This window comes from Promicromonospora sp. NPDC023805 (genome assembly GCF_040639635.1).
In the GTDB taxonomy this organism is placed as follows: Bacteria; Actinomycetota; Actinomycetes; order Actinomycetales; family Cellulomonadaceae; genus Promicromonospora.
The window spans coordinates 54,136-77,568 of sequence record NZ_JBFAAH010000004.1; the positions used below are offsets into that span (position 1 = coordinate 54,136).

24 protein-coding genes are annotated in these 23,433 nt (G+C 71.4%); 9 read left to right on the plus strand and 15 right to left on the minus strand.

Annotation, left to right across the window (positions count from 1 at the left end; translation table 11 throughout):
• Positions 1–69: 69 nt before the first annotated feature.
• Genes AB0F70_RS06420 through AB0F70_RS06445 form a run of 6 tightly spaced genes read right to left on the minus strand, consistent with a single transcriptional unit; the run spans position 70 to position 4,261 of the window.
• A complete protein-coding gene (locus tag AB0F70_RS06420; RefSeq protein ID WP_357444902.1) occupies positions 70–510 on the minus strand; it encodes a pilus assembly protein in 441 nt (146 codons plus the stop codon).
• On the minus strand, positions 507–890 hold the full coding sequence (locus tag AB0F70_RS06425; protein ID WP_357444905.1) for a TadE/TadG family type IV pilus assembly protein: 384 nt from the start codon (positions 888–890) through the stop codon (positions 507–509). The genes AB0F70_RS06420 and AB0F70_RS06425 overlap by 4 nt, the downstream gene beginning before the upstream one ends.
• On the minus strand, positions 887–1,075 hold the full coding sequence (locus AB0F70_RS06430; RefSeq protein WP_357444908.1) for a hypothetical protein: 189 nt from the start codon (positions 1,073–1,075) through the stop codon (positions 887–889). Before AB0F70_RS06430 ends, AB0F70_RS06425 begins: the two co-directional genes overlap by 4 nt.
• Before the next feature lie 38 nt (positions 1,076–1,113).
• Entirely contained in the window at positions 1,114–2,031 is a 918-nt protein-coding gene (locus AB0F70_RS06435) for a type II secretion system F family protein (protein WP_357444911.1), read from the minus strand.
• Positions 2,028–2,885, minus strand: coding sequence for a type II secretion system F family protein (locus AB0F70_RS06440; protein ID WP_357444914.1), 858 nt, complete (start codon positions 2,883–2,885; stop codon positions 2,028–2,030). Before AB0F70_RS06440 ends, AB0F70_RS06435 begins: the two co-directional genes overlap by 4 nt.
• Positions 2,885–4,261, minus strand: coding sequence for an ATPase, T2SS/T4P/T4SS family (locus AB0F70_RS06445; protein ID WP_357444917.1), 1,377 nt, complete (start codon positions 4,259–4,261; stop codon positions 2,885–2,887). The genes AB0F70_RS06440 and AB0F70_RS06445 overlap by 1 nt, the downstream gene beginning before the upstream one ends.
• A 322-nt stretch (positions 4,262–4,583) precedes the next feature.
• Between AB0F70_RS06445 and AB0F70_RS06450 the strand changes: the two genes are divergently transcribed.
• The 4 genes from AB0F70_RS06450 to AB0F70_RS06465 all read left to right on the plus strand — a co-directional run bounded on the left by AB0F70_RS06450 (position 4,584) and on the right by AB0F70_RS06465 (position 7,812).
• Positions 4,584–4,814 (plus strand): DUF433 domain-containing protein, encoded by a 231-nt coding sequence (locus tag AB0F70_RS06450; protein WP_357444920.1) that lies wholly within the window; start codon positions 4,584–4,586, stop codon positions 4,812–4,814.
• Entirely contained in the window at positions 4,811–5,086 is a 276-nt protein-coding gene (locus AB0F70_RS06455) for a DUF5615 family PIN-like protein (protein WP_357444923.1), read from the plus strand. Before AB0F70_RS06450 ends, AB0F70_RS06455 begins: the two co-directional genes overlap by 4 nt.
• Positions 5,087–5,547: 461 nt before the next feature.
• Entirely contained in the window at positions 5,548–6,378 is an 831-nt protein-coding gene (locus AB0F70_RS06460) for a hypothetical protein (RefSeq protein ID WP_357444926.1), read from the plus strand.
• A 186-nt stretch (positions 6,379–6,564) separates the two neighbouring features.
• Positions 6,565–7,812, plus strand: a complete 1,248-nt coding sequence (locus tag AB0F70_RS06465) for an aminotransferase class I/II-fold pyridoxal phosphate-dependent enzyme (protein ID WP_357444929.1) — start codon at positions 6,565–6,567, stop codon at positions 7,810–7,812.
• A 29-nt stretch (positions 7,813–7,841) separates the two neighbouring features.
• Here the strand turns inward: AB0F70_RS06465 and AB0F70_RS06470 are convergent, their stop codons facing one another.
• A complete protein-coding gene (locus AB0F70_RS06470) occupies positions 7,842–8,459 on the minus strand; it encodes a LysE/ArgO family amino acid transporter (RefSeq protein WP_357444932.1) in 618 nt (205 codons plus the stop codon).
• A gap of 90 nt (positions 8,460–8,549) precedes the next feature.
• On the opposite strand from AB0F70_RS06470, the gene AB0F70_RS06475 reads away from it, so the two are divergent.
• Together AB0F70_RS06475 and AB0F70_RS06480 are read left to right on the plus strand one after the other, a co-directional pair.
• Positions 8,550–9,476, plus strand: a complete 927-nt coding sequence (locus tag AB0F70_RS06475) for a LysR family transcriptional regulator ArgP (RefSeq protein WP_357444934.1) — start codon at positions 8,550–8,552, stop codon at positions 9,474–9,476.
• Positions 9,477–9,572: 96 nt separating this feature from the next.
• Entirely contained in the window at positions 9,573–10,181 is a 609-nt protein-coding gene (locus AB0F70_RS06480; protein ID WP_357444937.1) for a LysE/ArgO family amino acid transporter, read from the plus strand.
• Positions 10,182–10,185: 4 nt separating this feature from the next.
• Here the strand turns inward: AB0F70_RS06480 and AB0F70_RS06485 are convergent, their stop codons facing one another.
• The 4 genes from AB0F70_RS06485 to AB0F70_RS06500 form a co-directional block, all read right to left on the minus strand.
• Positions 10,186–11,496, minus strand: a complete 1,311-nt coding sequence (locus AB0F70_RS06485; protein ID WP_357444940.1) for an LCP family protein — start codon at positions 11,494–11,496, stop codon at positions 10,186–10,188.
• 179 nt (positions 11,497–11,675) lie between these two features.
• Positions 11,676–12,932, minus strand: a complete 1,257-nt coding sequence (locus tag AB0F70_RS06490) for an LCP family protein (RefSeq protein ID WP_357444943.1) — start codon at positions 12,930–12,932, stop codon at positions 11,676–11,678.
• A 54-nt stretch (positions 12,933–12,986) separates the two neighbouring features.
• Entirely contained in the window at positions 12,987–15,233 is a 2,247-nt protein-coding gene (locus AB0F70_RS06495) for an esterase-like activity of phytase family protein (protein WP_357444945.1), read from the minus strand.
• Between the two features lie 64 nt (positions 15,234–15,297).
• Positions 15,298–16,557 carry a multidrug effflux MFS transporter gene (locus AB0F70_RS06500; RefSeq protein ID WP_357444948.1) on the minus strand — a complete coding sequence of 420 codons (1,260 nt, stop codon included), beginning with the start codon at positions 16,555–16,557 and terminating at the stop codon, positions 15,298–15,300.
• 116 nt (positions 16,558–16,673) lie between these two features.
• On the opposite strand from AB0F70_RS06500, the gene AB0F70_RS06505 reads away from it, so the two are divergent.
• A complete protein-coding gene (locus AB0F70_RS06505) occupies positions 16,674–17,432 on the plus strand; it encodes an SOS response-associated peptidase (protein WP_357444951.1) in 759 nt (252 codons plus the stop codon).
• Between the two features lie 154 nt (positions 17,433–17,586).
• Here the strand turns inward: AB0F70_RS06505 and AB0F70_RS06510 are convergent, their stop codons facing one another.
• The gene (locus tag AB0F70_RS06510; protein WP_357444954.1) at positions 17,587–18,258 is read right to left on the minus strand and encodes an HAD family hydrolase; all 672 of its coding nucleotides are present in this window, start codon (positions 18,256–18,258) and stop codon (positions 17,587–17,589) included.
• Between the two features lie 132 nt (positions 18,259–18,390).
• Here AB0F70_RS06510 and AB0F70_RS06515 point away from each other — a divergent pair, with 132 nt between their 5' ends.
• Entirely contained in the window at positions 18,391–20,115 is a 1,725-nt protein-coding gene (locus tag AB0F70_RS06515; protein WP_357444957.1) for a lysyl oxidase family protein, read from the plus strand.
• A gap of 57 nt (positions 20,116–20,172) precedes the next feature.
• Entirely contained in the window at positions 20,173–20,949 is a 777-nt protein-coding gene (locus tag AB0F70_RS06520) for a crotonase/enoyl-CoA hydratase family protein (RefSeq protein ID WP_357444960.1), read from the plus strand.
• Positions 20,950–20,956: 7 nt separating this feature from the next.
• On the opposite strand, the gene AB0F70_RS06525 is transcribed toward AB0F70_RS06520, so the two are convergent.
• The 3 genes from AB0F70_RS06525 to AB0F70_RS06535 all read right to left on the minus strand — a co-directional run bounded on the left by AB0F70_RS06525 (position 20,957) and on the right by AB0F70_RS06535 (position 23,425).
• On the minus strand, positions 20,957–22,024 hold the full coding sequence (locus tag AB0F70_RS06525; protein WP_357444963.1) for an adenylate/guanylate cyclase domain-containing protein: 1,068 nt from the start codon (positions 22,022–22,024) through the stop codon (positions 20,957–20,959).
• A gap of 122 nt (positions 22,025–22,146) precedes the next feature.
• The gene (locus AB0F70_RS06530) at positions 22,147–22,443 is read right to left on the minus strand and encodes a hypothetical protein (protein WP_357444966.1); all 297 of its coding nucleotides are present in this window, start codon (positions 22,441–22,443) and stop codon (positions 22,147–22,149) included.
• 130 nt (positions 22,444–22,573) lie between these two features.
• A complete protein-coding gene (locus AB0F70_RS06535; protein WP_357444969.1) occupies positions 22,574–23,425 on the minus strand; it encodes a biotin--[acetyl-CoA-carboxylase] ligase in 852 nt (283 codons plus the stop codon).
• Positions 23,426–23,433 lie beyond the last annotated feature (8 nt).

Genomic DNA, 23,433 nt, shown 5'->3' on the forward strand with positions numbered 1-23,433 from the left:
GCGTGGTGGAGGGCGTGACCGTTGCGGCCTTGTGCTCGTGAGAGCCGCGACGGTCACGCCCACCACCGACTACGGACGAGGTTGGGCGTAGCGGTCCGTCGTGCCCGTGCGGGTTGCCTCTACCGGGACCGACAGGGGCACCCAGCCGCGTACGGCGTCGGGCAGGAGGGGCAGCGGCACCTCGACCCGCACGACGGCGCTGACCGCGCCGCCCGGCGTCAGGCACGGGGAGGCGGAGCACTCCAGGCTGAGTGCGCCGCTCCCGCGGTCGAAGCCCTGGTCCGTCAGGGCGATCCCGACAGCGGCCTCGGCACGCGCCGCGCCCGCCGCCGACGACTCGGCGGTCACCATCGCGCGGACGGCGTCCTTCGCGGCCCCCTCGGCGGCGAACGCGGCGGCCTGGACCCGACCCAGGGTCACCACCAGGTAGACAAGAGGGATCAGCAGGATCAGCGCGACCCCGAGGAACTCGACCATCGCCGAACCGCGCTCCGGCTCCCCCGCCGTCATCGCGCCTCCGCCAGCGCGTGGCCCCGCACGGTGAGTGTCCCGCCGGGACCGAGCAGGCCGACGACGGGCAGCGGCGTGCGGACCGTCACCTCGGTCACCACGAGACCGTCGACCGTGGTGCGGCCCGCCGTGACGTCGCGGGCGTAGGCCCCGGTCAGGGCTTCGGCCAGCAGCGCACGCGTACGCGCGACGCCGTCGGCAGGGCCCCGGTCGGCGCGGGCCGCCACACGGGCGCCCTCCGCGGCCGCGTCGATGGCGAGGGACCGCACGTGCACCGCGAGCGCCACCTGGACCACGCCGAGCAGCAGAGCCAGGACCAGCACGGACACCAGGAGGAACTCGACCGCGGCGGAGCCGTGCTCCGGCCGGTCGGAACTCATCCCTGGCCCGTGACGCTGCTGATCGCCTGCCGGAACGCGTTCTCGAGCAGCGGGCCGGCCATGGCCCAGAGGGCGACGACCAATCCCGCCGTCATGAGAGTGATCAAGACCCACCCCGGCACGTCGCCCCGTTCACTGTCCGGTTCGGAACCCGCCTCTGAGCCGGGATCATCGCCGTCGCGCATGTCATTTCCTTTCGTAGGGGGTCATTTGGAGGGTCATGTCAGAGCCCGATCCGGAGGGTGGCCAGGCTGGGGAAAACAGCGAAGACGACGGTCACCGGGAGCACGAGGAACACGACCGGGACCATCATCAGGATCTCCTTGCGTCCGCCCGCCTCCAGGAGGGAACGGCGGCCGGCCTCGCGGACGTCGCGCGCCTGCGCGCGCAGCACGTCGGCCAACGGTGTTCCTCGCTCCAGGGCCACGACCACCCCCTCGGCGAACCGCGACAGGGGCGGGAGGCCCGACCGGTCCGCGAGCGCGGTCAGGGCAGTGGTGACGGGCGCGCCGGCGCGCACCTCGGCGACCATGCGCCGGATCTCGGCGGCGAGCTCGCCGCGTGCCGTCGAGGCCACGCGTTCGAGGGCGGCGGGCGGGCTCTCCCCCGCTGCGACCGCGAGGGCCAGCAGCTCTGCGATGGTCGGCAGCTCGGCCAGCAGCCGTTCCTCGCGCCGCCGGACGCGGAGGGTGAGGGCCTGGTCACAGGCCACGTAGCCGCATGCGCCGGCGACGACGACGAGCGCCAGCAGCGGCACGACCGCCGCCCCGCGGGTCGCCGCGAGCAGCAGCGCGAGTCCGAGCCCCGTGGCCAGCCCGGCGACCGTCCACACGACCTGCCGTGCCCGGAAGTGGTCCACCGACTCGGCGGATCCTGCCCGGTCGAGCCTTCGCCGTACCTCCACGCGGGGCGAGCCGAACCGTTCGAGGCGGGCGCCGACGTCGTGCAGGCCGAGCAGGCGGACCACCGCCGAGGTGCGGCTGACCTCTCGAAGGAGCGTCGAGGTCGCGTCACGCGGGCGGAGGTACGGCGCGAGCCGTTCGTCGAGGGTCACGGCGCGCGCCCGCAGTCGGGCGAGCACGATCAGGAGTCCCAGGGCGACGCCGAGACCGGCGAGCGCCCCTGCCATCCAGCCCGTCACCGCAGCACCCGGCGTTCGGCGGGCAGCCTGCCGATCCGGAGCATCATCCGGTAGGCGATCAGGGCGCAGAGACCGCCGATGACCAGCACCGCGACGCCGGTGGGCGAGTCGTAGGCGCGCGCGGTCTCCGGCCGGGTGGAGAGCAGCGCCAGCACGACCCACGGCCCGGCGACCGCCACCCGGGCACCGTTCACGGTCCAGCTCTGCCGGGCCTCCAGCTCGCCGCGGGTGGCGGCGTCCTCCCGGAGGAAGCCGCTGAGCGTGCGGAGCAGCCGGCCCAGGTCCTGCCCGCCGACCTCGCGCGTGAGACGGAGGGCCTCCACTATGCGGTCGGCCACCGGGTCGGCGAGGCGCTCCTTGAGCGCGTCGAGCGCGTCACCGAACCGGCCGCCGGCCCGGTAGTCGTGGGCGAAGCGGCCGAACTGCTCCCGCAGCTCGACCGGTCCGCGCTGCCCGAGCTGGGCGACCGCCTCCGGCAGGGACAACCCTGCGCGTACCCCGGATGCGAGGTGGTCCACGACTTCCGGCCAGACCTCCCGCAGCGCCCGGCGACGGCGGCGGGCCCGCGCCCGCACCAGCACCACCGGACCGGGTGCCGTCAGGACGGCGAAGCATGCGGCGATCGCGGGCGAGCGGGTCAGGGCGAGCCCGAGCAGCAGCGTCACGAGGCCGAGCGTCGCGCAGGCGCCCACGAGCATCGCCGGCGTGACCGACGGCGCGCCCGCCTGGGTCAGCAGGTCCCGGGTCCGCATCTGCCACGTGACCCGGCCCGCGGGGCGCGGTACCGGGGTCCAGAACGACCACCACACGCAGAACACCCCTGCACCCAGGAGCAGCCCTACGACCACACCCATCAGCGCGCCGTCCAGGGTCCGACGCCCGCGCGCCCGTCCGCCCGGGCGTCCGCACCCGACCGGGCACCCGCACCCGCCCACGGACCGGCGGCGGCGCCCGTCCCAGGACGCGTTCCGGCCGGAACGACCCGGGGGTCCGCGAGCAACGCCCGCACGTCGAACCCTGCACGCTCGAACCGGTCCTCGCCGGGCGGCATGCCGTCGCCGCGCCGCAGGTCGCCGTCGGCGTCCCTGTCGAAGATGCCAGCGGTCTCGATCCGGCCCTCCTCGACGCGCCCGGTGACGGCGACGATCTCGCGGACCTGGCGCCGGACCACGCCGTCCGCGGCACGGCTCAGGCCGAGGTGCACCACGAGGTCCACCGCCGAGGCGACGGTGGGCACCACGAACCGGTCGGACACGTTCTCGCCGGCCAACAGGGGCAGCGTCGTCATCTTGGCCACCGCCTCGCGCGCGGTGTTGGCATGGAGCGTGCACATCCCGGGGATGCCGCTGTTCAGGGCGATGAGCAGGTCGAAGGCCTCCGCCTCGCGCACCTCGCCGATCACTATCCGGTCGGGGCGCATCCGCAGCGCCTCCTTGACCAGACGTCGCAGCGGCACCTCTCCCGTGCCCTCGAGGCTCGCCGGGCGCGTCTGCAGGGCCACGTGGTCGCGGACCGGGAGGCGCAGCTCCCAGACCTCCTCCGCCGAGATGACCCGCTCGGATCCCGGGATCGACCCCGCGAGGGCGTTCAGCATCGTCGTCTTGCCCGCCTGGGTCTGGCCGGACACGAGTATGTTCAGGCCGGCCCGGACCGCGGCGTCGAGGAAGGCCGCGGCCTGTCCGGTCAGCGACCCGAGACGCACCATGTCGGCGAGTGCGCGGGCCCGCACCACGTGCTTGCGGATGTTCACGGCCATCCCGCCCCCGGTCATCTCGGGGAGCACCACGTGCAGCCGCTCCCCACCGGGCAGCCGCGCGTCGACGAAGGGGCTCGACAGGTCGAGCCGCCTGCCCGACGTCTTGAGCATCCGCTCCACCAGGTCACTGACCTGCTCGGTGGTCAGCACGGTGCTGGTCAGCTCCGGCACCCCGCGCCGCGCCACGTACACGTGGGTCGGGGCGTTGAGCCAGACCTCCTCGATCTCCGGGTCGTCGAGGTAGGGCTGCAGCGGGCCGAAGCCACCCACCGCGTTCGTGACGTCCCGAACCACGCGCTCCATGTCGGTCAAGCCGAGGAGAAGGCCGCGCGCAGAGCGGTCCGCATAGTCCGCAGCTGCTTCGCGCACCAGCTCGGCGAACCGTTCCGGTTCGGCCATCGGGTCCACACCACGACGCCGGACGAGCTCACGCACTTCGCTCTCCAGCAGAGCGACCCCGTCGGTTCGTGCCACCCCCCGTCCCTGGGCTGCCATGCTTGCGTCCCCAGCATCGACCGCAGCCACCTGGCGCATTCCCGTCCGTTCCACCGCAGCGGGCATGGCCCTCCCCTGACCTCGTACTGGCAACCCCCGCCGGCAATCCCTCTATGGATCGCCGCCGAACCGACTTTAGGAGCATCCGTCCGGAACCGCGCGTCACGACGGACTGCCTGTGGATAACTCCCTGCCAGCCCGAGACATCCCATACGAGCAAGTGGGCAGCCCCGCGATATCCGCGCGCCCAGCCGAGGACAGAAAGCGGACGGGAGGCGGCGTCGCGCCCTATGGTGGTTCCATGACGACCTCGCATATCACTGTGGACCCGGCGGTCATGGGTGGCGTCCCGACGATCCGGGGCCTTCGTATCCCTGCTGCCACAGTCGTCGCGATGCTCGCGGACGGGATGAGCACGGACGAGATCGTCGCGGACCTGCCCGACCTGACTCCCGAGGACGTCACCGCTGCCCTGCGGTTCGCGGCCGACCTTGCCAGTGAGCGGCACGTCCCCCTGACTTCGGCCGCATGAGGCTCCTGCTCGACAACAACCTGTCGGTGCGGCTCGTCGAGCTCCTGTCGGCCGCCGGTCTCGAGGTGCAGCACGTCCGCGACCTCGGGCTGGCCGCGGCCACCGACGCGGTAGTGCTCGACGCCGCGGCCACCGCGGGTCAGGTGCTCGTCTCGGCGGACTCGGACTTTGGCGCGCTCCTTGCGGCCGGGAACCGTTCGGGACCGTCGTTCGTACTGCTGCGGCGGACGAGAACGGCCGGCGCGCGGAGGAGCTCGCTCAGCTGCTCGTAGCGAACCTCCCTGTGATCGCCAACGATCTGGAGGCGGGTGCGATCGCCGTCGTCGGCGAGGAAGAGATCCGCATCCGGTCGTTGCCGATCGGCCGCGCACGGGAGTCCGCGAACGACGCCTGACCAGCGCGCCTGTGTCTGGAGCGTCCAGAGATTGTCAGCCCAGCACCGTGGCACAGAACCGCTCAGGCGGAGCCAGCCGTCAGGCCCACTCCTGTGTGTCGCCGACGTACCGCCGCACCGGAAGCCGTCCGGCGAGGGTGCTGAAGTAGCGCTTGTCGGCCCAGTTCTCCCGGTTGCCAACGACGTAGAGGCGGTGCTCGGCGCGGGAGACCGCGACGTTGAGCAGGTTGGGCCGCTCAGCGGCCCAGGAGCGGGGATCTTCTTCCTGGCGAGGTCCTCGAGCTGCTTGGCCACCGCTCGAAACGGCGCGAGCACCAGGATGCCCGTCGGGGAGATGCCGTGCCGCTCGACCAGGTTGCGCAGGATCCCCACCGCGGCCTCTCCCTCGGCGGGGATCCATCTCCCGTCGACCTCGTCGGTGCGCCACTCGCCGCTACGGTGGGGCGCGTGCTCGTCCTGTCCTGTCTGCCCGATGCGCCGTGGCTGCCCCCCGGCGGCCGCGCTGACGTCGTCGTCCACGACCCCGAGGACCCGGCACCCAGCCCGCTAGGGCTCGTGCGACTGCTGGTCACCGACTCGGACGGCCGAATCTTCTGCAGGCCCCGTACCGGTGACAGGCCGGGTTGGGACCTCCCCACCGCACCCGTGCCCGAGGGCAGCCCGCAGACCGCCGTCGAACAGCTCACCACCGCGGTGTTCGGACAGGTCGCGGCGACCGAGCTCGTCGGCTGTGTCCGCAACACGGTCCCGGTGGGTACCCGGTACGACTGGCCGGCACCGGTCGCGCACTTCGCCGTGTACCGGGTCCTCGATCACGCCGTGGCCGTCCTCGACGGCATATGGCTCGACCACGACGACGCCGCCGAGTACCTGGGCGAACGGCACTGGTGGCCGCTCGTCGCCGTCGACCACGGCAACGCCACGGCACTCACCACCGAACTGAACATCACGTGGGGTCTGTGGCTGGACGACGTCGAACGCGACCGGGACCGGATCACGAGGTCGGCGACGGGCGCTCTGGCGCTCGGCATGAACAGCCCAGCTCTGCGCGAGCTGGCGGGGCTCGCGCAGGAAGTGGTGTGGCCCGACGTCGACCTGCTCGTCCGACAGGCCGCCGCCGAGCTCGGCCTGCCGCCCCCGGCGAGCGAAGCAGCTGTCGGGACTCGGTGACGCTCAAGGCCGGCCACGCCGGAGCTAAATGTTCACCTTCGCAGGGCGCCCTGTGGATAACTTTCCCCGAGGCCCGGAGTTATCCACCACATCCACAGGGTTGTCCACATACGCGCAGGTAAAGAGGGTTGTCCGGCATGCCCGAGATGAACTCGAGGTAGACGCGGGATGGATATCGTCGACCCCATGAGCTCCCTCCATTCACCTGGCCGCGGCCGGGACCGCTGGCAGGACACCGCGAGCGCGGCGGGCCTCCTCGCCGACGACGGCACCGTCGCCGCGACGATCTTCGCCGAGATGTCGGCCCTTGCCGTCCGCACCGGCGCGATCAACCTCGGCCAGGGGTTCCCCGACGTCGACGGCCCCGAGTACGTCAAGCAGGCGGCGATCCGGGCGATCGAGGAGGGCCGTAACCAGTACGCGCCGGGCGACGGCGTGCCGGAGCTGCGCCGCGCGATCGCGGACCACCAGAAGCGGCACTACGGGCTGGACGTCGACCCCGACACCGAGGTGCTCGTGACCACCGGCGCCACGGAGGCGCTGGCCGCCACCATCCTCGCGCTGACCCGCGCCGGCGACGAGGTGCTCACGCTGGAGCCGTTCTACGACTCGCACGCGGCCTCGATCGGCATGTCCGGCGCCACGCACGTGACCGCTCCCCTGGTCCCCGGGCCGGACGGCTTCCGGCTCGACGTCGAGGCGCTCCGTGCGGCCGCATCGCCTCGCCTGCGGATGATCGTGCTCAACTCCCCGCACAACCCGACAGGGGCGGTGCTCACCAGGGACGAGCTGGCCGCCGTCGCCGCGGTGGCTCAGGAGCGTGACGCGATAGTGGTGACCGACGAGGTATACGAGCACCTCACGTTCGGCGCCGAGCACATCCCGATCGCCACGCTGCCGGGCATGGCCGAGCGGACGCTGACCATCTCGTCGTCGGGCAAGACGTTCTCGTTCACCGGCTGGAAGGTCGGATGGCTGCACGGGCCCGCCGACCTGGTCACGGCCGTTCGCACGGTCAAGCAGTTCCTCACGTACACGTCCGGCGCACCGTTCCAGCCCGCCATCGCCCAGGCCCTTGCCGACGACGACACCCCCCGCGCCCTGGCTGCGGCCCTCGCCGAGCGTCGGGACCTCCTCTGCGCGGGACTGGAAGCGGCTGGTTTCACGGTGAACAGCCCGGCCGGCACGTACTTCGTGATGGCCGATGCGTCGAACCTGATCGGTCGCCTCGGGCTGCGCGACGGCGTCGAGCTGTGCCGCCGTCTGCCCGAGCTCGCCGGCGTGGTGGCGATCCCGGCGTCGGCTTTCTGCCGCGCGGGCTCGCCGTCGGGGAGGACGCTCGCCTCGCACATCAGATTTACCTTCGTCAAACAGGAGTCCGTACTGCGCGAGGCGGCGACCCGCCTGGCCGGACTGGGGGTCCCGCTGAGCTAGCCGGCCGCGCCGGTCGGCCCGTCAGCCAGTCAGCCCGCGAGCAGCGAGACCGCCACGGCCAGCATGATCAGCGCGATCACGCCGTCGACCACGCGCCAGGCGCCAGGACGCTTCAGCACCGGCGCGAGCAGGCGCGCGCCGTAGCCGAGGCCACAGAACCAGATGATGCTCGACACCATCGCGCCAGCGGTGAAGAGCCAGCGGTCGTCACCGTAGGTCGCCGCGACCGAACCCTGCAGCAGCACGGTGTCGAGGTAGACGTGCGGGTTCAGCCAGGTGAGCGCGAGCGTCGTGAGGACCACCGGACGCAGGCGCCGGCCCGGCCTGTCGCCCAGTGCGCCGTCCTCGGCCGCCGCGAGCTTGGTGTCCCCGCGCACGGCGCGCCGGGCGGCCATCGCCCCGTAGCCGAGCACGACGGCGGCGCCCAGCCAGCGCATCACCTCCACCGCGTCGGGCCAGCGCTCCACCAGCGGCCCGAACCCCGCGCCGCCCGCCGCGTAGAGCAACGCGTCGGAGACGGCGCAGATCGCCGCGACGACGGCCACGTGCTCACGGCGCAGCCCCTGGCGCAGCACGAACGCGTTCTGGGCACCGATGGCGACGATGAGCGAGAGACCGAATCCGAGTCCGGCGAGCAGGGTGAGCATGTCTTCCACGCTAGGCAACCAAGCCAGTGAAGACCAGTTCATGTTTCTCAGGCCGCGTGAGCAGAACTGAAGATAGGTCAGACTGGTGGCATGCGATGGGACTCCCGCCAGCTCGAGGCGCTGGCCGCCGTGGTCGCCGAGGGTTCGTTCGACGCGGCGGCGGGGGTGCTGCACGTGACGCCGTCCGCCGTCAGCCAGCGCATCCGCGCGCTGGAGAACGCGGCGGGGAGCGTGCTCGTGCGGCGTGCCCGGCCGGTGGTCGCCACGGCGTCGGGCCAGGCGCTGCTGCGCCTCGCCCGCCAGACGGAGCTGCTCGGCGCGGAGGTCGCGGCCGAGCTCGGCGCGGACGATCCGCGTGCGCACCCGGACGGCCGGGAGGCCGACGGCGGCGCGCCCGGCGGCTTCGTGACCGTGCCCCTCGCCGTCAGCGCCGACTCGCTGGCCACCTGGGTGCTGCCGGCCCTCGCGCAGGTCGAGGGGGTCACGTTCGACCTGCACCGTGCGGACGACAGCCGCACCGCGGACCTGCTCCGCGAGGGCGTCGTCATGGCGGCGGTCACCTCCCAGACGGCGCAGGTCCAGGGCTGCCGCAGCACTCCGCTCGGCATCATGCGCTACCGGCCGGCCTGCACGCGCGCCTTCGCGCGGCGCTGGTTCCCCCACGGCCCGACGCCGGAGGCCCTGGCCGCAGCACCGGTGATCGTCTTCGACCGGACGGACGACCTGCAGGACATGTTCCTGCGCGAGCGAGCTCCGGGGGCCAGGCCACCGCGGCACCACGTGCCGAGCACCGTCGAGTACGAGGAGAGCATCTACCTCGGCCTCGGCTGGGGGATGCTCCTGGACACGCCCTCCCTCGGCGGGCGCGCCGCCGGAGACGACATCGCACTGCTGGAGCCCGGCACGACGGTCGACGTCCCGCTCCACCTGCAGCAGTGGAAGCTGCGCTCAGCCGTGCTGGACAGCGTCACGGCAGCTCTGCGAAAAGAAGCACCACGGGAACTGCTACCTGTGTGAAATCTGGACGTACCCCCATCATTAACCGTGATTCAGTCTTCTGCACTTCCGAATCATGAACCGGACATCCCGCGCCCAAGTTCTTACCGTTCAGCCATGCTCTCCGCCCTCGCAGGCATGGCCTTCGGTCTATCGCTCATCGTCGCTGTCGGGGCGCAGAACATCTTCGTTCTCCGCCAGGGGCTGCGCCGTGAGCACGTGGGGCTCGTCGCCGGCATCTGCGCGGTGAGTGACCTCTTGCTGATCACGGCAGGGGTCGGCGGGCTGGGCTCCATGATCCAGAGCGCGCCGCTCGTCGTCGAGATCGCGCGCTGGGCAGGCGCCCTCGTCGTCCTCGTCTACGGGGGTATGGCCGGGTACCGCGCCGTGAAGGGTCAGCGGGTGGTCATGGGCCGGCACAGCGTCACGAACCGGACGGTGGGCGCCGCCGTCGCCACGACACTCGCCCTGACCTGGCTGAACCCCCACGTCTACCTCGACACCGTGGTGCTCGTGGGCGGGCTCGCCGCGACGCACGGCGACGACCGCTGGTGGTTCGGGCTCGGCGCCTGCGTAGCCAGCACCGCCTGGTTCGTCGCGCTCGGCTACGGGGCGCGCTACCTCGCGCCGCTGCTGGAGAAGCCTGGCGCGTGGCGCGTCCTCGACAGCGTCGTCGCGCTGACCATGGTGGTCGTGGCGCTGTCGCTCGTCCTCGGCGGGGCCTGAGCCGTCAGGCGCAGACGCCGTCGAGCAGTTCCTCGGGGCTCGGGCTGGGCTTCGGCGTCACGGGCTTCGTAGTCCCGTCGGACGTGCCGGTCTCGTCAGCCGGGTCACCGGCGTCGCCGCCGGTCTCGGCCCCTCCGTCGCCCGTACCCGCGTCTCCGGTACCCGCGTCGGTCTCGCCGGTTCCGGCGTCACCACCACCCTCCGAGCCGCCCTCGGTCCCACCGCCGCTCGCGCTCGGTGAGCCGGACGGCTCCGCCTCGGGCAGCACCACCTTGTCCGGCGGGATGTCGGCCGCCATGCGCTCGAAGATCTCGGCGGCCTCGGGGCCCCAGGCGAGCCCGCTCTTGATCCCCTCGGTGGTGTCGTAGACCGGGATCTTCGTCATCACGATGTTGCGCTTCTCGATCTCCCGGAGCGACCAGGCGAGGCCCGCGACCTTGCCGGGGTCGGCGATGTCCGGGTCCGCGCTCAGCGAGCCCAGCGCCGCATTGATCAGGCGGAAGGTCTTGGTCGGGTCGGCGAGCGTCTCGGCGGACAGGATCTGACGCAGCGTGGCGTTGATGAACGACTGCTGCCGCTCGATCCGAGTCAGGTCGCTGCCCATCTCGAGCCCCATGCCGGTGCCCTTGCGCACCCGGAGAAACTGGATGGCGGTCTTGCCGTCGAGCCGGTTCTCGCCGGCGGGCAGATCGATCCGCGCCGACTCCGGGTTGCCGTGCATCGCCTCGGGCAGGCACATCTTCACGCCGCCGATCGCGTCGACGACGTCGATCACGCCGTTCATCTTGACCACTGCATGGTTGGTGACGGTCACGCCAGTGATCGCGTTGACCGTGTTGATCGTGCACGCGGCGGCATGCATGAGCGACGTGTCGCCACTGCCGACCTCGAACGACGCGTTGAACTTGTCGCGGTACGGCTGGGTCTGGCTGCCGTCGGGCAGCTCGCACGACGGGATGTCCACGAAGGTGTCGCGTGGCAGCGACACGATCTCGATCCACTCCCGGTCCGCCGCGATGTGCACCAGCATCGTCGTGTCGGACCGCATACCGGTGACCGTGCCGCCGATGTCGGCGTTCGTGCCGTCGCGGATGTCGGTGCCCATCAGGAGCAGGTTGACCGGCTCGTCCTTGAACGGGTCCGACGGGTCCTTCGGCTTGACCTGCTCGGCCACCAGGCCGTCCAGATCCTGGACATCGATCTGCGAGATCGCGTTGTGGTACGCCGTCGCCGCCGCCGCGGAACCGAACGCCATCACCCCCACGACGCTCATCGTGACGCCCCGGAGCACGAACATCTTGCGCCAGCTACGCACGTGACGGGGCTGGCGTTCGCCCGATCGAGCGTGCCGGGGTACCCCTTGGATAATCTCGCCGACAGGTCGGACTGCCGTCCAGAAGTCACTCGCCACGCACCGGAGACTATGGCCTCAGTGCAACAATCGTGTAAATAAGTCCTGGGCTTCCCAGGCAGGTTCCAGTTCGTGCAAGGACTTCAGTCGGCACAGACGCCGGGCAGCAGCGAGGGCGACGGGGACGGGTTCGGCCGGTTCGACGGCGTCGTCGTGTCCCCTGGGCCGCCCTCCGAACCGCTCTCCTCGCCCGCGCCCGAGCCGTTCGCCGGACCTGACGACCCGCCCGACGGCGTCCCCGACTCCTTGCCACCGCCGGCAGCGCCCGGTCCGGGAGCCTCGTGCCCCGGCGGCGGTTCGTCGGCAGCCAGCCGCGCCCAGATCGCCGCGGCGTCCTCGGTCCAGACCACCCGGTTGGAGTCCGTCGGGGCAGCCACGACGGGCAGCTCGGTGAAGACGATGTTCGCCGGGTCGATGTCCCGGATGCTGAGGGCGAGGCCGGCGAGCGCCGCCGGGTCGGCAAGGCTCGGGTCCGCGGAGATCGCGTGGAGCACCGCCCGGATGGTGCGGTAGAGCTGCGGCGAGTTGGTCACGACGTTCTGGTCCAGCACCTGGCGCACCAGCGAGTCGACGAACGCCTGCTGCCGCGCGATCCGCGTGAGGTCGCTGCCCTGCTCCAGGCCGAGGCCCGTGCCGTGGCGGGCCCGCAGGAAGCTGATGGCCTGGCGTCCGTCGAGGGTCTGCTCCCCGGCGGGCAGCTCGAAGCGCCCGTACGCCGGGTTCTGCACGAGCGGTTCGGGCAGGCACATGCGCACCCCGCCGAGCGCGTCGACGACCTCGACCACACCGTCCATCTGCACCACCATGTGGTTGGTGACGGGAACGCCGGTGAGGGTCTGCACCGCGGAGATGGTGCAGGCGGCGGCGTACGTGAGGTCCTCCTCGGCGCCGCCGCCGATGGTGAACGCGCTGTTGAACATGCCGTACGAGGCGCCGGACTCAGTGCCGTCGGGCAGCTTGCAGGAGGGGATGTCGACCAGCGAGTCGCGCGGGATGGACACGACCTCGATACGTGACCGGTCCCCGGAGACGTGGACGAGCATCGTGGTGTCCGACCGCATACCGCCGTCGCCCTCGCCGGCTATCTCGGTGTTCTCGCCTCCGCGCAGGTCGGTGCCGAGCACGAGGATGTTGAGGCTGCGCCCGGTGAACGGGTCGTCGGGATCCGCGGGCTTCTGCACCTGGACCAGGCCGGAGACGTCGCTGACGCCGATCTGCTCCTTGAGGTCCAGGTACACGGCCGCGCCGGCGACGGCTACGAGAGTGACCGCACCGACGACGAAGAGCGTCACCGCTCGCGCGACGCGGTGACTGCGCTGGTTGCTGAGGTGCCGGGGCACATGCGGAGCATAAGCATGTACCCCGGCACGGGGCCCGTTAAGTGGGAGTGCTGGTCAGCTCACCGCGGCGACGCCGAGGTCCGGGTTGTCGGTGAAGAAGCCGTCCAGGCCCGCCTTCATGAAGACGCGGATCTCGCCCACGAGGTCGCCGATCCCGTTCGGGTCGGTCGAGGACCGGAACTCGGCGGACATGAACTGGTTCTCCCGCCGGAACGTCCAGGTGTGCACCTCGAGCCCGACACGGTGCGCGTCGCGGATCACGGTGCTCGGGGCGCCGAGCGTGCCGTCGGCCTTGCGCGGGATCAGCACGTTCTTCTCCGCGCCGATGCCGTCGGCGTAGGACGCGATCTCGCGCAGCCCGCTCCGGGTGACCATGTCCGCGTAGGTGCGCGGGTCGCCGTCGGCCACGAAGTCGTAGGGTGCGCCGCTGCTGCTGATGAGCTGGCCGAGGCGGACGTCGGTCAGGTCGTCGAGGTCCTGCAGGTTGCCGACCTCGAAGGACTGCACGATGACCGGGGCGTCGGCGCGGTCGAAGCCGTTCCGGCCCAGCTCGCGCACGAGCGGCTCCTCCAGCGACAGGCCGATCGAGTCGAAGTACGTCGGGTGCTTGGTCTCCGGGTAGACGCCGACGGGCGCGCCGTCGCAGGTGCGGCTGTTACGGGCCAGGTCGAGGACCTCGTCGAGGGTCGGGACGAGGTAGAGCCCGTCGAACGGGACGTTCTGCGGCCGGACCTGCGGCAGGCGCTCCTTGGCACGCAGGGTGCGCAGCTCGGCGAGCGTGAAGTCCTCGGTGAACCAGCCGGTGATCGACGTGCCGTCGATGGTCTTGGCGGTGCGGCGGGCGGCGAACTCCGGGTGGGCTGCGACGTCGGTCGTGCCGCTGATCTCGTTCTCGTGCCGGGCGACGAGCACGCCGTCCTTGGTGGAGACCACGTCGGGCTCGATGTAGTCCGCGCACTGGTTGATGGCGGTCTCGTACGCGGCGAGCGTGTGCTCGGGCCGGTAGCCGGAGGCCCCGCGGTGCCCGACGACGGTGACGCCGTCGTCCGTCACGCGCTTCTTCTTGAGGTCGACGAGGGCCATCTCCGTGTCGTCCGGCGTGCCGGTGACGCGCGCGTCGTTGCCCGGGTAGTTGTTGTCGTTGCCGATCAGCAGCGTGTCCCGGTCGACGAACAGGACCGTCTCGAAGGACTGCACGGGCAGGCTGAAGGTCTCGCCGAGGCCGTAGCCCTCGCCCTTGTCGATGCCGCGCGGGTTCGCGATCCGCAGGGCGTCGACCACGAGCTCCTTGCGGACGAAGCCGTCGCGGTCCTTCCGGCCAAGGTCGATCTCGTACACGCGCTTGGTGACCGCCTGGTCACCCTCGAAGTCGTCGCGCTCGATGACGAGCATGGTGTCGCGGCCGGTGGCGAACGCGTCACCGATGACGTTGGCCTGCTGGTCGGTCTGGTACGCCCAGCGCTTGCCCGTGTACTCGCCGCGGCGGGTGTCGAACTCGTAGATCCAGCGGCGGCGGACGTCGGCGTCGTCGGCCAGGGCGCCCTCGACCACCGGGTAGAGGTAGCGGCCGCTCGAGGCCATCGCCTCGAAGCCGCGGCTCCCGCCGACGTTCGGCTTCTCGCCGGGCTCCAGGTACGGGTTGCCGGGCGACCTGCCGTCCGGGAACTCGTACGGGGCCTCCAGGAGCGTGCCGTCCTCGTCGAAGTGCAGCAGGAACGGGCCGAACTCCTCGCCCACCCAGAACGTGCCGTCCGCGGCCCGGACGAGGGACTCGATGTCGAGGTCGGCGCCGGTCAGCAGCCGCTCGTCGGTGTCCTCGTTCACTATGTCGAAGTCGAGGACGTCGTTGCGGTCGTTGTACTCGACGAAGTCGAGGACCTTGATCGCGCCGGAGCCCTTGCTGCCGGTGTTCCACTGGGGGCGCACGAGGTAGTTGCGCAGGAGGAAGTCGGCGGAGTTGCCCTTGGCCCCGAAGCCGTTGTCCGGCTGGGCCCAGAAGGTGCCGTCGTGGTTGTCGACCATCGCGGAGAAGCCGGGGATCACCTGGCCGTCCCAGGGGCCCTGCCGCCCGTTGCCGGGCGAGGCGGCGGCGCCCGACGGCGGGCCTTCGGCCAGGTAGTCGGCCGACAGCGTGGCACGACCGGCAAGGGTGGCGGCGAGGTAGGTGCCGGCGTGGTGCTCAGAGCTCGAACCGGGGCCCTGCTGGGGCGCTGCGACGGCGACGGCCGCGGGGAGCAGCAGCGAGGCGGCCGCGGCGGCGGCCACCGCGCGCGAGGCGCGGGTGCGCATGGGTGTACTCATACGTGCGAGCCAAGACTGCGGAGCCGACGTCCTGGTGAATCCCGCCCGACCTCGGGATGAACAGTCAGATCGGCGCGTGCCAGCCGCCCTTGCGGTACGCCGGGGTGGCCGAGGCCAGCACGACGAACGCGGCAAGGCCCGCGCCGAGCATCACCGAGGACATGGCGACGGTGTCGCTGCCGAACAGGCCGACGATCGGCGACACCACGCCGGCCAGCAGCGACTGGATGGCACCGATCATCGCCGCTGACGTCCCCGCGATCTCGCCGTGCCGCGACATGGCCAGGGCCGACGCGTTGGCCGGGATGAGGCCCTGGAACGCCAGGACCAGCCACAGCGCCACCAGCAGACCGATCAGGCCGCCGAACTCCGTGATCGCGACCGCGAGCAGGACAAGGGACATCACGAGCTGCGCCACGAGGGCCGTGCGGAGCAGGCGGATGGGTGCGACCCGCCGCACCAGCGTCGCGTTGACCTGCGCGGAGAGCACCAGGCCGAGCCCGTTGATCGCGAACAGGAGCGAGAACTGCCCGTGCGTCAGGCCGTACCCCTGCTGGAACACGAAGGGCGAGCCCACCACGTAGCTCAGGAGCGCCCCCATCGCGAGCCCGGGGATGAGCGCCAGCGCCATGAAGTGCTTGTCGCGGAGCAGCGTGCGATAGCCGCGCACCACCGACGACGCGCCGCCGGTGGTGCGACGGGCCACCGGGTTCGTCTCCGGCATCACGAAGAACACGATCACCGCGAGCGTGGCGCCGATCAGCGCGAGCACCACGAAGATCCAGCGCCAGGCGAACGCCTCCAGCACTATCGACCCGAGCGACGGCGCGAGCATCGGTGCCACACCGATCACGAGCATGAGGCGCGACAGGATGCGGGCGGCCTCGGCGCCGACGAACCGGTCACGCACGGTGGCCATGGCCGCGACGCTCGCCGCCGAGTTGAAGAAGCCCTGCACCAGGCGCAGGCCGATGAGCAGGTGGATGTCGTCCACGACGGCGCAGGCCAGCGAGACCAGGACGTGCATGCCGATGCCGATCATCAGCGGCAGGCGACGGCCGAAGCGGTCGGTCAGCGGGCCGATGACCAGCTGGCCGAGCGCACCACCGATGAGCATGCAGGAGACGGTGAGCTGGGCGAGCGCGTCGGAGGTACCGAGGTCGGAGGCGACCTGCGGCAGCGCGGGGAGGTACATGTCGACGGTGAGGGCGGGCAGACACGCCAGCGCACCGAGCATGATCACCCACTTGAGGGCCGATCGAGGCGACGGAGCGCGGCGCGCGGGCATGACTGAGGGCACGCTCGACGGCGCTTCGGATGGCATGGCTCCCATTCTATCGAATCGATACGACCGTGAACAGGGTGATCTCGATCTCCCACCTCGTGCGAGCCCCGTTCACCGGGCCCGCGAGTGTCGGTGGCTCAGGGCATGCTGGTCTCATGTGCGGACGCTTCGCCTCTTTCACGGACACCCAGGACCTCGCTGACGAGCTCGCGATCGCCGAGCTCGCCGAGGACGCGCGGCTCTTGCCGCCGTCCTGGAACGTGGCGCCCACCGACCCGGTCCGGATAGTGGTCGAGCGCGCCGCCAAGGGCTCAACGGAGGTGGCGCGGTCCATGCGGCTGGCCCGCTGGGGGCTCGTGCCGTCCTGGGCCAAGGATCCTGGCGTGGGCGCGCGCATGATCAACGCACGGTCCGAGTCCCTGCACGACAAGCCGGCGTTCGCCAAGCCGTTCGTGGCCCGGCGCTGCCTCGTGCTCGCCGACGGCTACTACGAGTGGCGCAAGCTGGTGTCGCTCACGGCGCCTGGTTCGAAGAAGGTGCCGAAGCAGCCGTACTGGATCCATCCCGCGGACGCCGGCGTGGCCGCCTTCGCCGGCCTGTACGAGTTCTGGCGCAACCCCGCGGCGAGCGAGACCGACCCGGACCGCTGGCTGGTGTCGACCACCGTCGTGACCCGGCCGGCGTCGGACGCCATGGCGGCGATCCACGACCGTATGCCGCTCGTGCTGCCGCGGGACGCCTGGGACACGTGGCTGGACCCTGCCGTCCGCGACGCGTCCGAGCTACTGACGGTGGACAACGCACCGCTGACCACGCGGCTCGTGGGTGATGCCGTCGGGAAGGTACAGAACAACGGGCCGTCGCTGATCGAGGAAGACCCGGAGCCGAGGGACCCGGAGCCGGTATTGGTCTGAAGCGATCGGCGTCGATGCAATTGGTCAACAGCTCGTTGACCGATCGGCGCCTGAGCCGATGCACTCGATTTGTGCAGCAGCCTGCTGCACGAATCACTCGCCGCGACGCCTGCCTCGAACCCGCCATCAACGCCGCTTCGACGGATAAGGCCGCCTACCCGGCCAGCGGCACGTCGGCCAGCGTCCGGATCCTGTCCACGACCTCCGGGTGCCGGTCGTGCCGGTCCAGCAGCACGGCGCCCATCCCGGCGTCGCGCGGACCCTGGAAGTCCTTCTCGACGTCGTTGCCGACCATCAGCACGTCGCCCGGCGAGACGCCGAGGACCTCGCACGCCGCGGCGTACGCGCGGGGTTCGGGCTTGCCCGCCGGCAGGTCGTCCGACGCGACGACGACGTCGAGATGCTCGGCCAGGCCGGTCCGCTCCAGCTTGCTTCGCTGGTGGGCCGAGTCGCCGTTGGTGAGCAGTGCGACGACCAGGCCCGCGTCGCGCACCCTGCGCAGCGCGGGCACGGCGTCGTCGAACGCGATCCAGGCCCGCTCGTAGCGGGACAGGTACCCCGAGAAGAGCTCGTCCGCCTCGGCGTCGGTGGCGTCAGCGCCCAGGAACTCGCGTACCCGGACCCGCCGCTGGTCCTGGAAGGTGATCTCGCGCCGCTGGTAGCGCGCAAAGGCGTCCTCCGCGATGGTGGACCAGGCGGTGACCAGCTCGTCCGGGTCGTCGAGGCCCAGCCCCAGCTCGGGCAGCCAGTCCAGGAGCGCCGTGCGCGAGGCGCCCTCCTGGTCCACGAGTGTGTCGTCGAGATCGAAGAGAACGACTTTCAGCACGTTCGCATCGTGTCATACGACTCCGTGCTCTAGGTGACAAGGCGGGGTGAACTCCCCCAGGAGGGCAACGGTTCGGTCGGCCCGCGCGTCCCTACGTGCGACAGGCTTTCTGTCCTCACCCCTGGGGGATTCATGACCGCACGCAGTTTGTCCCGTCCATCGCCTCGTCTGCTCACGATGGGCGTCGCCGCGACACTCGCGCTCGGGCTGCTCGGAGAGGGAGCCGCGGCGAACGTCGTGTCCGCCTCCGCAGCCACGCAGCCGACCACCACCGCCGCGACGACCACCGTCGCCGACACCACCACGGAGTCGGCCGCACCTCGGCGCGGTCTCAACCTCGTCCCGACGGGTGACACTGCGCAGGGCTACACGTACGACGGGTTCGTCTACATCGACTCGCCGGTCTGGATCGGCGCGTACGGCCAGGGCTACGAGTTCCAGGCCAAGCGCGCGACGGCGTCCGCTCCGGTCAAGCTCACCAAGACCGTGATCCGCGGTAACAAGCGCACCACCACGCAGGCCCCCGCCGCCATCGTCGACGGGCTCAACGGCTTCAAGGGCGGCCTCACCGTCAAGATCGCCACGTCCAAGGGCGAGGTGCTGCTCGAGGAGACCCGCAGCCTCTGCACCGGTGGCGGTGAACGCCAGCGCATCCAGCCGACCGGCCGCACCGAGCCGCTCTACCCCGCGTTCTGCGGCGGCAACTGGTTCACGAAGTCGACAGTGTTCGGCGTCGAGGAGGGCTGGGCCGCCAAGCTCGACGCGTACTTCGAGATCGAGACCAAGCGCACCGACCTCGTCATGACGACCACCATCAACGGCCAGGTGGCGGACTTCCTCGGTCTGCCCGCCAAGGGGCGTTCCGTGACACAGCAGATCGAGCTCGTCGACGAGTGCCAGGTATGGGGGTGCGAGGAGATCGCGAGCGAGCTCCTCGGCGAGCCCGCCGAAGGCTTCAGCACCCTCGCGGAGGACGACGCGCTGGCCACCCGGGCAGAGAACCTGCGTGCGCAGGGCGGCGCCCACGGCAGCCACTCCAAGAGCTCGGGCAACGAGCACCGCACGAACCTGTTCACGCTGGACAACCAGGAGCACACCGGCGACGTCCCGTCGCTCGGCCAGGCGGGCACCACGCCGTCGACGAAGAAGCCGGCCAAGGACAGCCTCCCGGACCTCGTGTCCGTACCGGCGTGGCAGATCGGCAACGAGGTGGACGAGGCGGGTATCGACCGGCTCACCTTCCACGCCCACGAGTGGAACGCAGGACCCGGCCCGCTGGTCGTCGAGGGCTACCGTCGCGGCTCGGCCGAAGTCATGGACGCCTACCAGATGTTCTACCGGGACGGCAAGGAGGTGGGTAACACCAAGACCGGCACCATGGAGTACCACGAGGCGCCCGAGCACGACCACTGGCACTTCCTCGACTTCGCGAGCTACGAGCTCGTGACGCCGAAGGGCAAGCTGGTGACGACCAGCGGCAAGCAGTCGTGGTGCCTCGTGCCGACCGACCCCGTAGACCTGTCGGTGAAGGGCGCCGTCTGGCGGCCCGAGGCCACCGGCCTCGACAGCGCCTGCGGTGACCGGTCCGCCCTGTGGCTGCGCGAGGTCCTGCCCGCGGGCTGGGGCGACACCTACAGCCAGTACCAGACCCAGGCGTTCGACCTGACCGGTGTGCGCAACGGGACCTACCAGATCAAGATCACCGTGAACCCGAACGGCAACCTGCACGAGCGGACTGCGTCGAACAACGTCAGCTACCGGACCATCGTGCTCGGCGGCAAGCCCGGTGCGCGCACCGTGAAGGTTCCGCCGTACGAGGGCTTCGACACGGAGGTGCCGGAGCCCGTGGAGGACTGACCAGCTCCACCCGCATCACCACGCCGCTGATCGGCAGCGGTGCGTAGGCTGCGCCCCATGAGCGCCAGCCCCACGCAGTCGACGGTCCCGTCCGGGAGCCGCATCACCTGCAGCATCTCGGACGGGATCGCCGACGTCCACCTCGACCGGCCCGACAAGCTCAACGCGCTGTCGCTCGACATGCTCGGCGAGCTCAGGGCGACCGCGCGCAGGCTCGGGCGGACCCCGGGGCTGCGCGCGGTGGTCGTCTCGGGCAACGGCCGCTCGTTCTGCGCGGGACTCGACCTCGGCGCCGCGGCCCGCAACCCGGCGGCTGTGGCGCGAGCCTTCGTGCCGACACCCCGCGGCACCAACCTGTTCCAGGAGGCCTGCTGGGCCTGGCGGCGCCTGCCCGTCCCGGTGGTCGCCGCCGTGCACGGCCACGTGTTCGGCGCCGGCGTGCAGATCGCCCTCGCCGCCGACCTGCGCCTCACGACCCCGGACGCCCGCTGGTGCGTCAAGGAGGTCGAGCGCGGCCTCGTCCCCGACATGTCGGGGATCCGCGCGCTGACGCAGCTGGTGGGCATCGAGACGGCGAAGCGCCTCACCTTCACCGCCGAGGAGTTCACGGGGGCCGACGCCGGCCGGCTCGGCCTCGCCGGGACGGTCACCGACTCGCCGCTGGACGAGGCCTTCGCACTGGCCGGCCGGATCGCCGAGCGGCGCCACGAGGCCGTCGCGGCCGCGAAACGGCTGTTCGACCGCCACTGGTCGTCGGGCGACCGGCGCACGTTCGCCGCCGAGCGGCGGGCACAGCTGAAGCTCCTACCAGGCGCGATGCGATCGCTGCGCTGACTCCGGGTCAGCCCCGGTAGGCGTGCTGGAGACGCACCGGCGCCATCGGACCGATGCCGGGGATCTCACGGATGGGCTGAGCCGTGAGCGCGTAGCGGGAGCTCGTCGCGAGCTTCGCGGCGGTCTCCTTGTCGACCAGGACCGTCGAGGGGTCCGACTGCTCGGTGAGGCGGGACGCAAGGTTGACCGTCGGACCGAAGATGTCGCCGAACCGGGACAGCACCCGTCCCCACACCAGCCCGACCCGCACCGGAATCTCCGGATCGCCCGGAGCCGCGGTGCCAAGGGCCGCGCCGGAGGTCTCCGCCAGGCCGAGCGCCACCTCCGCGCCGGTGGAGATGTCGTCGGTCACGAAGAGGACCGCGTCGCCGATGGTCTTGACCACGCGGCCGCCCGCGTTGACGATCACGTCGCGCGCACCGGCCTCGAACCGCTGCACGAACTCCGCCAGCTCCTCCGAGCCCAGGCCCGCGGTGCGCTTCGTGAACGACACGATGTCCGCGAAGCCGACAGCGCGCAGCAGCGGCAGCTGGTGGGAGTCGTTGCGGTCGTCGCCCCGGGAGCCGGCGAACTCGATGGCCGTGCGTCCCGTGAGCGCCGCGAGCTGACGCCGCCAGGCGTGCTCGAGCTGGCGGCTGAGCATCTCGGACATCTCGGGAAGCCGGTCCAGGGCCAGCAGACGGGCCGACGTCTCGTCGAGCTCGTACCGTCGCGCGAGGTGCTCCACGAGCGCCTCGACCTGCCACAGCGCCAGCCGCTCGGAGGTGTGGCCGACGGACCGGATGAACGTCATCTGGGCGCGCTCGTCCATCTGTTCCTCGTCGAACAGGCCCGCCGCGTCCTTGAGCGCCTCGACGTCGGCGTCGGTGAACCACGTCTCGGTCGGGTGCGTGACGGGCAGGCCGATCCAGCGCCAGTACCGGGTGACGAACTGCTCGTCCAGCCCCGTCAGCTCCACCACCTGCGACAGCGTGTACCGGCGGGCGCCGCCGAGCAGCGTCTCGTCGAGCCGGGCCGCGGTGTCAGCACCCGGTGCGTCGTGGTGGGTGTGAGTGGTTTCGGAATTGTGGAGCACGTCACCACTGTAGGCGCGCAGGCCTCATGCACCCGCATGGATCCGCGGGACGTCAGGCAGTGAGCGTCAGGCAGTGAGCGTCAGGCAATGAGCGTCAGGCAATGAGCGTCAGGCAATGAGCGTCAGGCTATGAGCGTCAGCACGAGCGGGATGCCCATGAGCACGATCAGCATCCCGACGACGGTGACGACGTTCCACAGTCCCAGCCGCACACCGCGCACGCCGTCGTCGCGGGAGAGCAGGACCCAGACGACCAGGAGCCAGGCGATACCGGCGGCGACGAGGCCCGCCGTCGGAGTTCCGTCGGTCTGGACGATCCCCCGGTCCAGGCGGACCGTGCTGATCAGGTACACCGCGACGATGGCCGCCGCGCAAACGATCGCCTTGGCCACCGCGGCCGTGGTTCGACCTGCCTCCATGGCGTCTCCTGCCGTCGCACGCCCGTACTTGCCTGCCATCGCTCCGGCGGACATTACCGGAGGCGCTACGGCATGCGGCAGGGATTGCCGCCGACTTCACCCCGTCTGACCGGCCAGTTCACCCGGAGGGCTACCGCAGGTGCCAGATGTCGCCGGCGGTCACCGTGCGCTCGTCGCCGGACTCCGTGCGCACCACCAGCGCCCCGGACCGGTCCAGACCGACCGCCTCGCCCGCCAGCGTGCCGGCTCCCCCCGCGAGCTCGGCGCGGACGCGGGTGCCGAGCGTCGCGGACACCGCCGTGTACTCGTCCAGCAGACCGGCCGCTGCGGCGTCGCCCCCCGCCTTCTCCCACCGCCGGACGACGGCGTGCACCTCACCCAGCAGCCGCACGAGGACGTCGGTCCGGTCGGGCCGCGGGTAGCCGGCGAGCGCCAGCGACGTCGCCGTGGGTACGGGCAGCTCGTCCGCGGACTGCGAGACGTTGAGGCCTATCCCGAGCACCACGGCCGGGGCCCCGGGTCCCGGCGTGCCCTGCGCCTCGGGTAGTACCTGGGCGAGGATGCCCGCGACCTTGCGGTAGAGCCCCAGCCCGGCGATCGTGTCGACGGCGGGGAGCAGCACGTCGTTGGGCCACTTCACGGCGGCGGTGACCCCGCCGTCGGACACCGTGCGCACCACCGCGAGCCCCGCCAGCAGCGGGAGCCAGCCCAGCGCCTCGGCAGGAACCTGCGGACGCAGCAGCACCGACACGGTGAGGCCGGCGCGAGCGGGCGTCTCCCAGGAGCGCCCGGCGCGTCCTTTGCCCGCGGTCTGGTGCTCCGCGACGAGGGCCGACGGCGCCGGCCAGCCGGCCGGGTCGGACCGGACCGCCGTGACGAGCTCGGCGTTGGTGGAGGGGGAGGTCTCGACGACCTCGACCCTCGCGAACCCCGGGACTGTCAGCTTGTCGCGATACTTGTCGCGGTACAGAGACTGGCGCATCCCTCCAT

Bases quoted from the DNA above. Each gene is read 5' to 3' on its own strand.
- AB0F70_RS06420 (WP_357444902.1), bottom strand. From the start codon at position 510: ATGACGGCGGGGGAGCCGGAGCGCGGTTCGGCGATGGTCGAGTTCCTC.
- AB0F70_RS06425 (WP_357444905.1), bottom strand. From the start codon at position 890: ATGAGTTCCGACCGGCCGGAGCACGGCTCCGCCGCGGTCGAGTTCCTC.
- AB0F70_RS06430 (WP_357444908.1), bottom strand. From the start codon at position 1,075: ATGCGCGACGGCGATGATCCCGGCTCAGAGGCGGGTTCCGAACCGGAC.
- AB0F70_RS06440 (WP_357444914.1), bottom strand. From the start codon at position 2,885: ATGGGTGTGGTCGTAGGGCTGCTCCTGGGTGCAGGGGTGTTCTGCGTG.
- AB0F70_RS06450 (WP_357444920.1), top strand. From the start codon at position 4,584: ATGACGACCTCGCATATCACTGTGGACCCGGCGGTCATGGGTGGCGTC.
- AB0F70_RS06455 (WP_357444923.1), top strand. From the start codon at position 4,811: ATGAGGCTCCTGCTCGACAACAACCTGTCGGTGCGGCTCGTCGAGCTC.
- AB0F70_RS06465 (WP_357444929.1), top strand. From the start codon at position 6,565: ATGAGCTCCCTCCATTCACCTGGCCGCGGCCGGGACCGCTGGCAGGAC.
- AB0F70_RS06470 (WP_357444932.1), bottom strand. From the start codon at position 8,459: ATGCTCACCCTGCTCGCCGGACTCGGATTCGGTCTCTCGCTCATCGTC.
- AB0F70_RS06475 (WP_357444934.1), top strand. From the start codon at position 8,550: ATGCGATGGGACTCCCGCCAGCTCGAGGCGCTGGCCGCCGTGGTCGCC.
- AB0F70_RS06480 (WP_357444937.1), top strand. From the start codon at position 9,573: ATGCTCTCCGCCCTCGCAGGCATGGCCTTCGGTCTATCGCTCATCGTC.
- AB0F70_RS06495 (WP_357444945.1), bottom strand. From the start codon at position 15,233: ATGAGTACACCCATGCGCACCCGCGCCTCGCGCGCGGTGGCCGCCGCC.
- AB0F70_RS06500 (WP_357444948.1), bottom strand. From the start codon at position 16,557: ATGCCATCCGAAGCGCCGTCGAGCGTGCCCTCAGTCATGCCCGCGCGC.
- AB0F70_RS06505 (WP_357444951.1), top strand. From the start codon at position 16,674: ATGTGCGGACGCTTCGCCTCTTTCACGGACACCCAGGACCTCGCTGAC.
- AB0F70_RS06515 (WP_357444957.1), top strand. From the start codon at position 18,391: ATGACCGCACGCAGTTTGTCCCGTCCATCGCCTCGTCTGCTCACGATG.
- AB0F70_RS06520 (WP_357444960.1), top strand. From the start codon at position 20,173: ATGAGCGCCAGCCCCACGCAGTCGACGGTCCCGTCCGGGAGCCGCATC.
- AB0F70_RS06530 (WP_357444966.1), bottom strand. From the start codon at position 22,443: ATGGAGGCAGGTCGAACCACGGCCGCGGTGGCCAAGGCGATCGTTTGC.
- AB0F70_RS06535 (WP_357444969.1), bottom strand. From the start codon at position 23,425: ATGCGCCAGTCTCTGTACCGCGACAAGTATCGCGACAAGCTGACAGTC.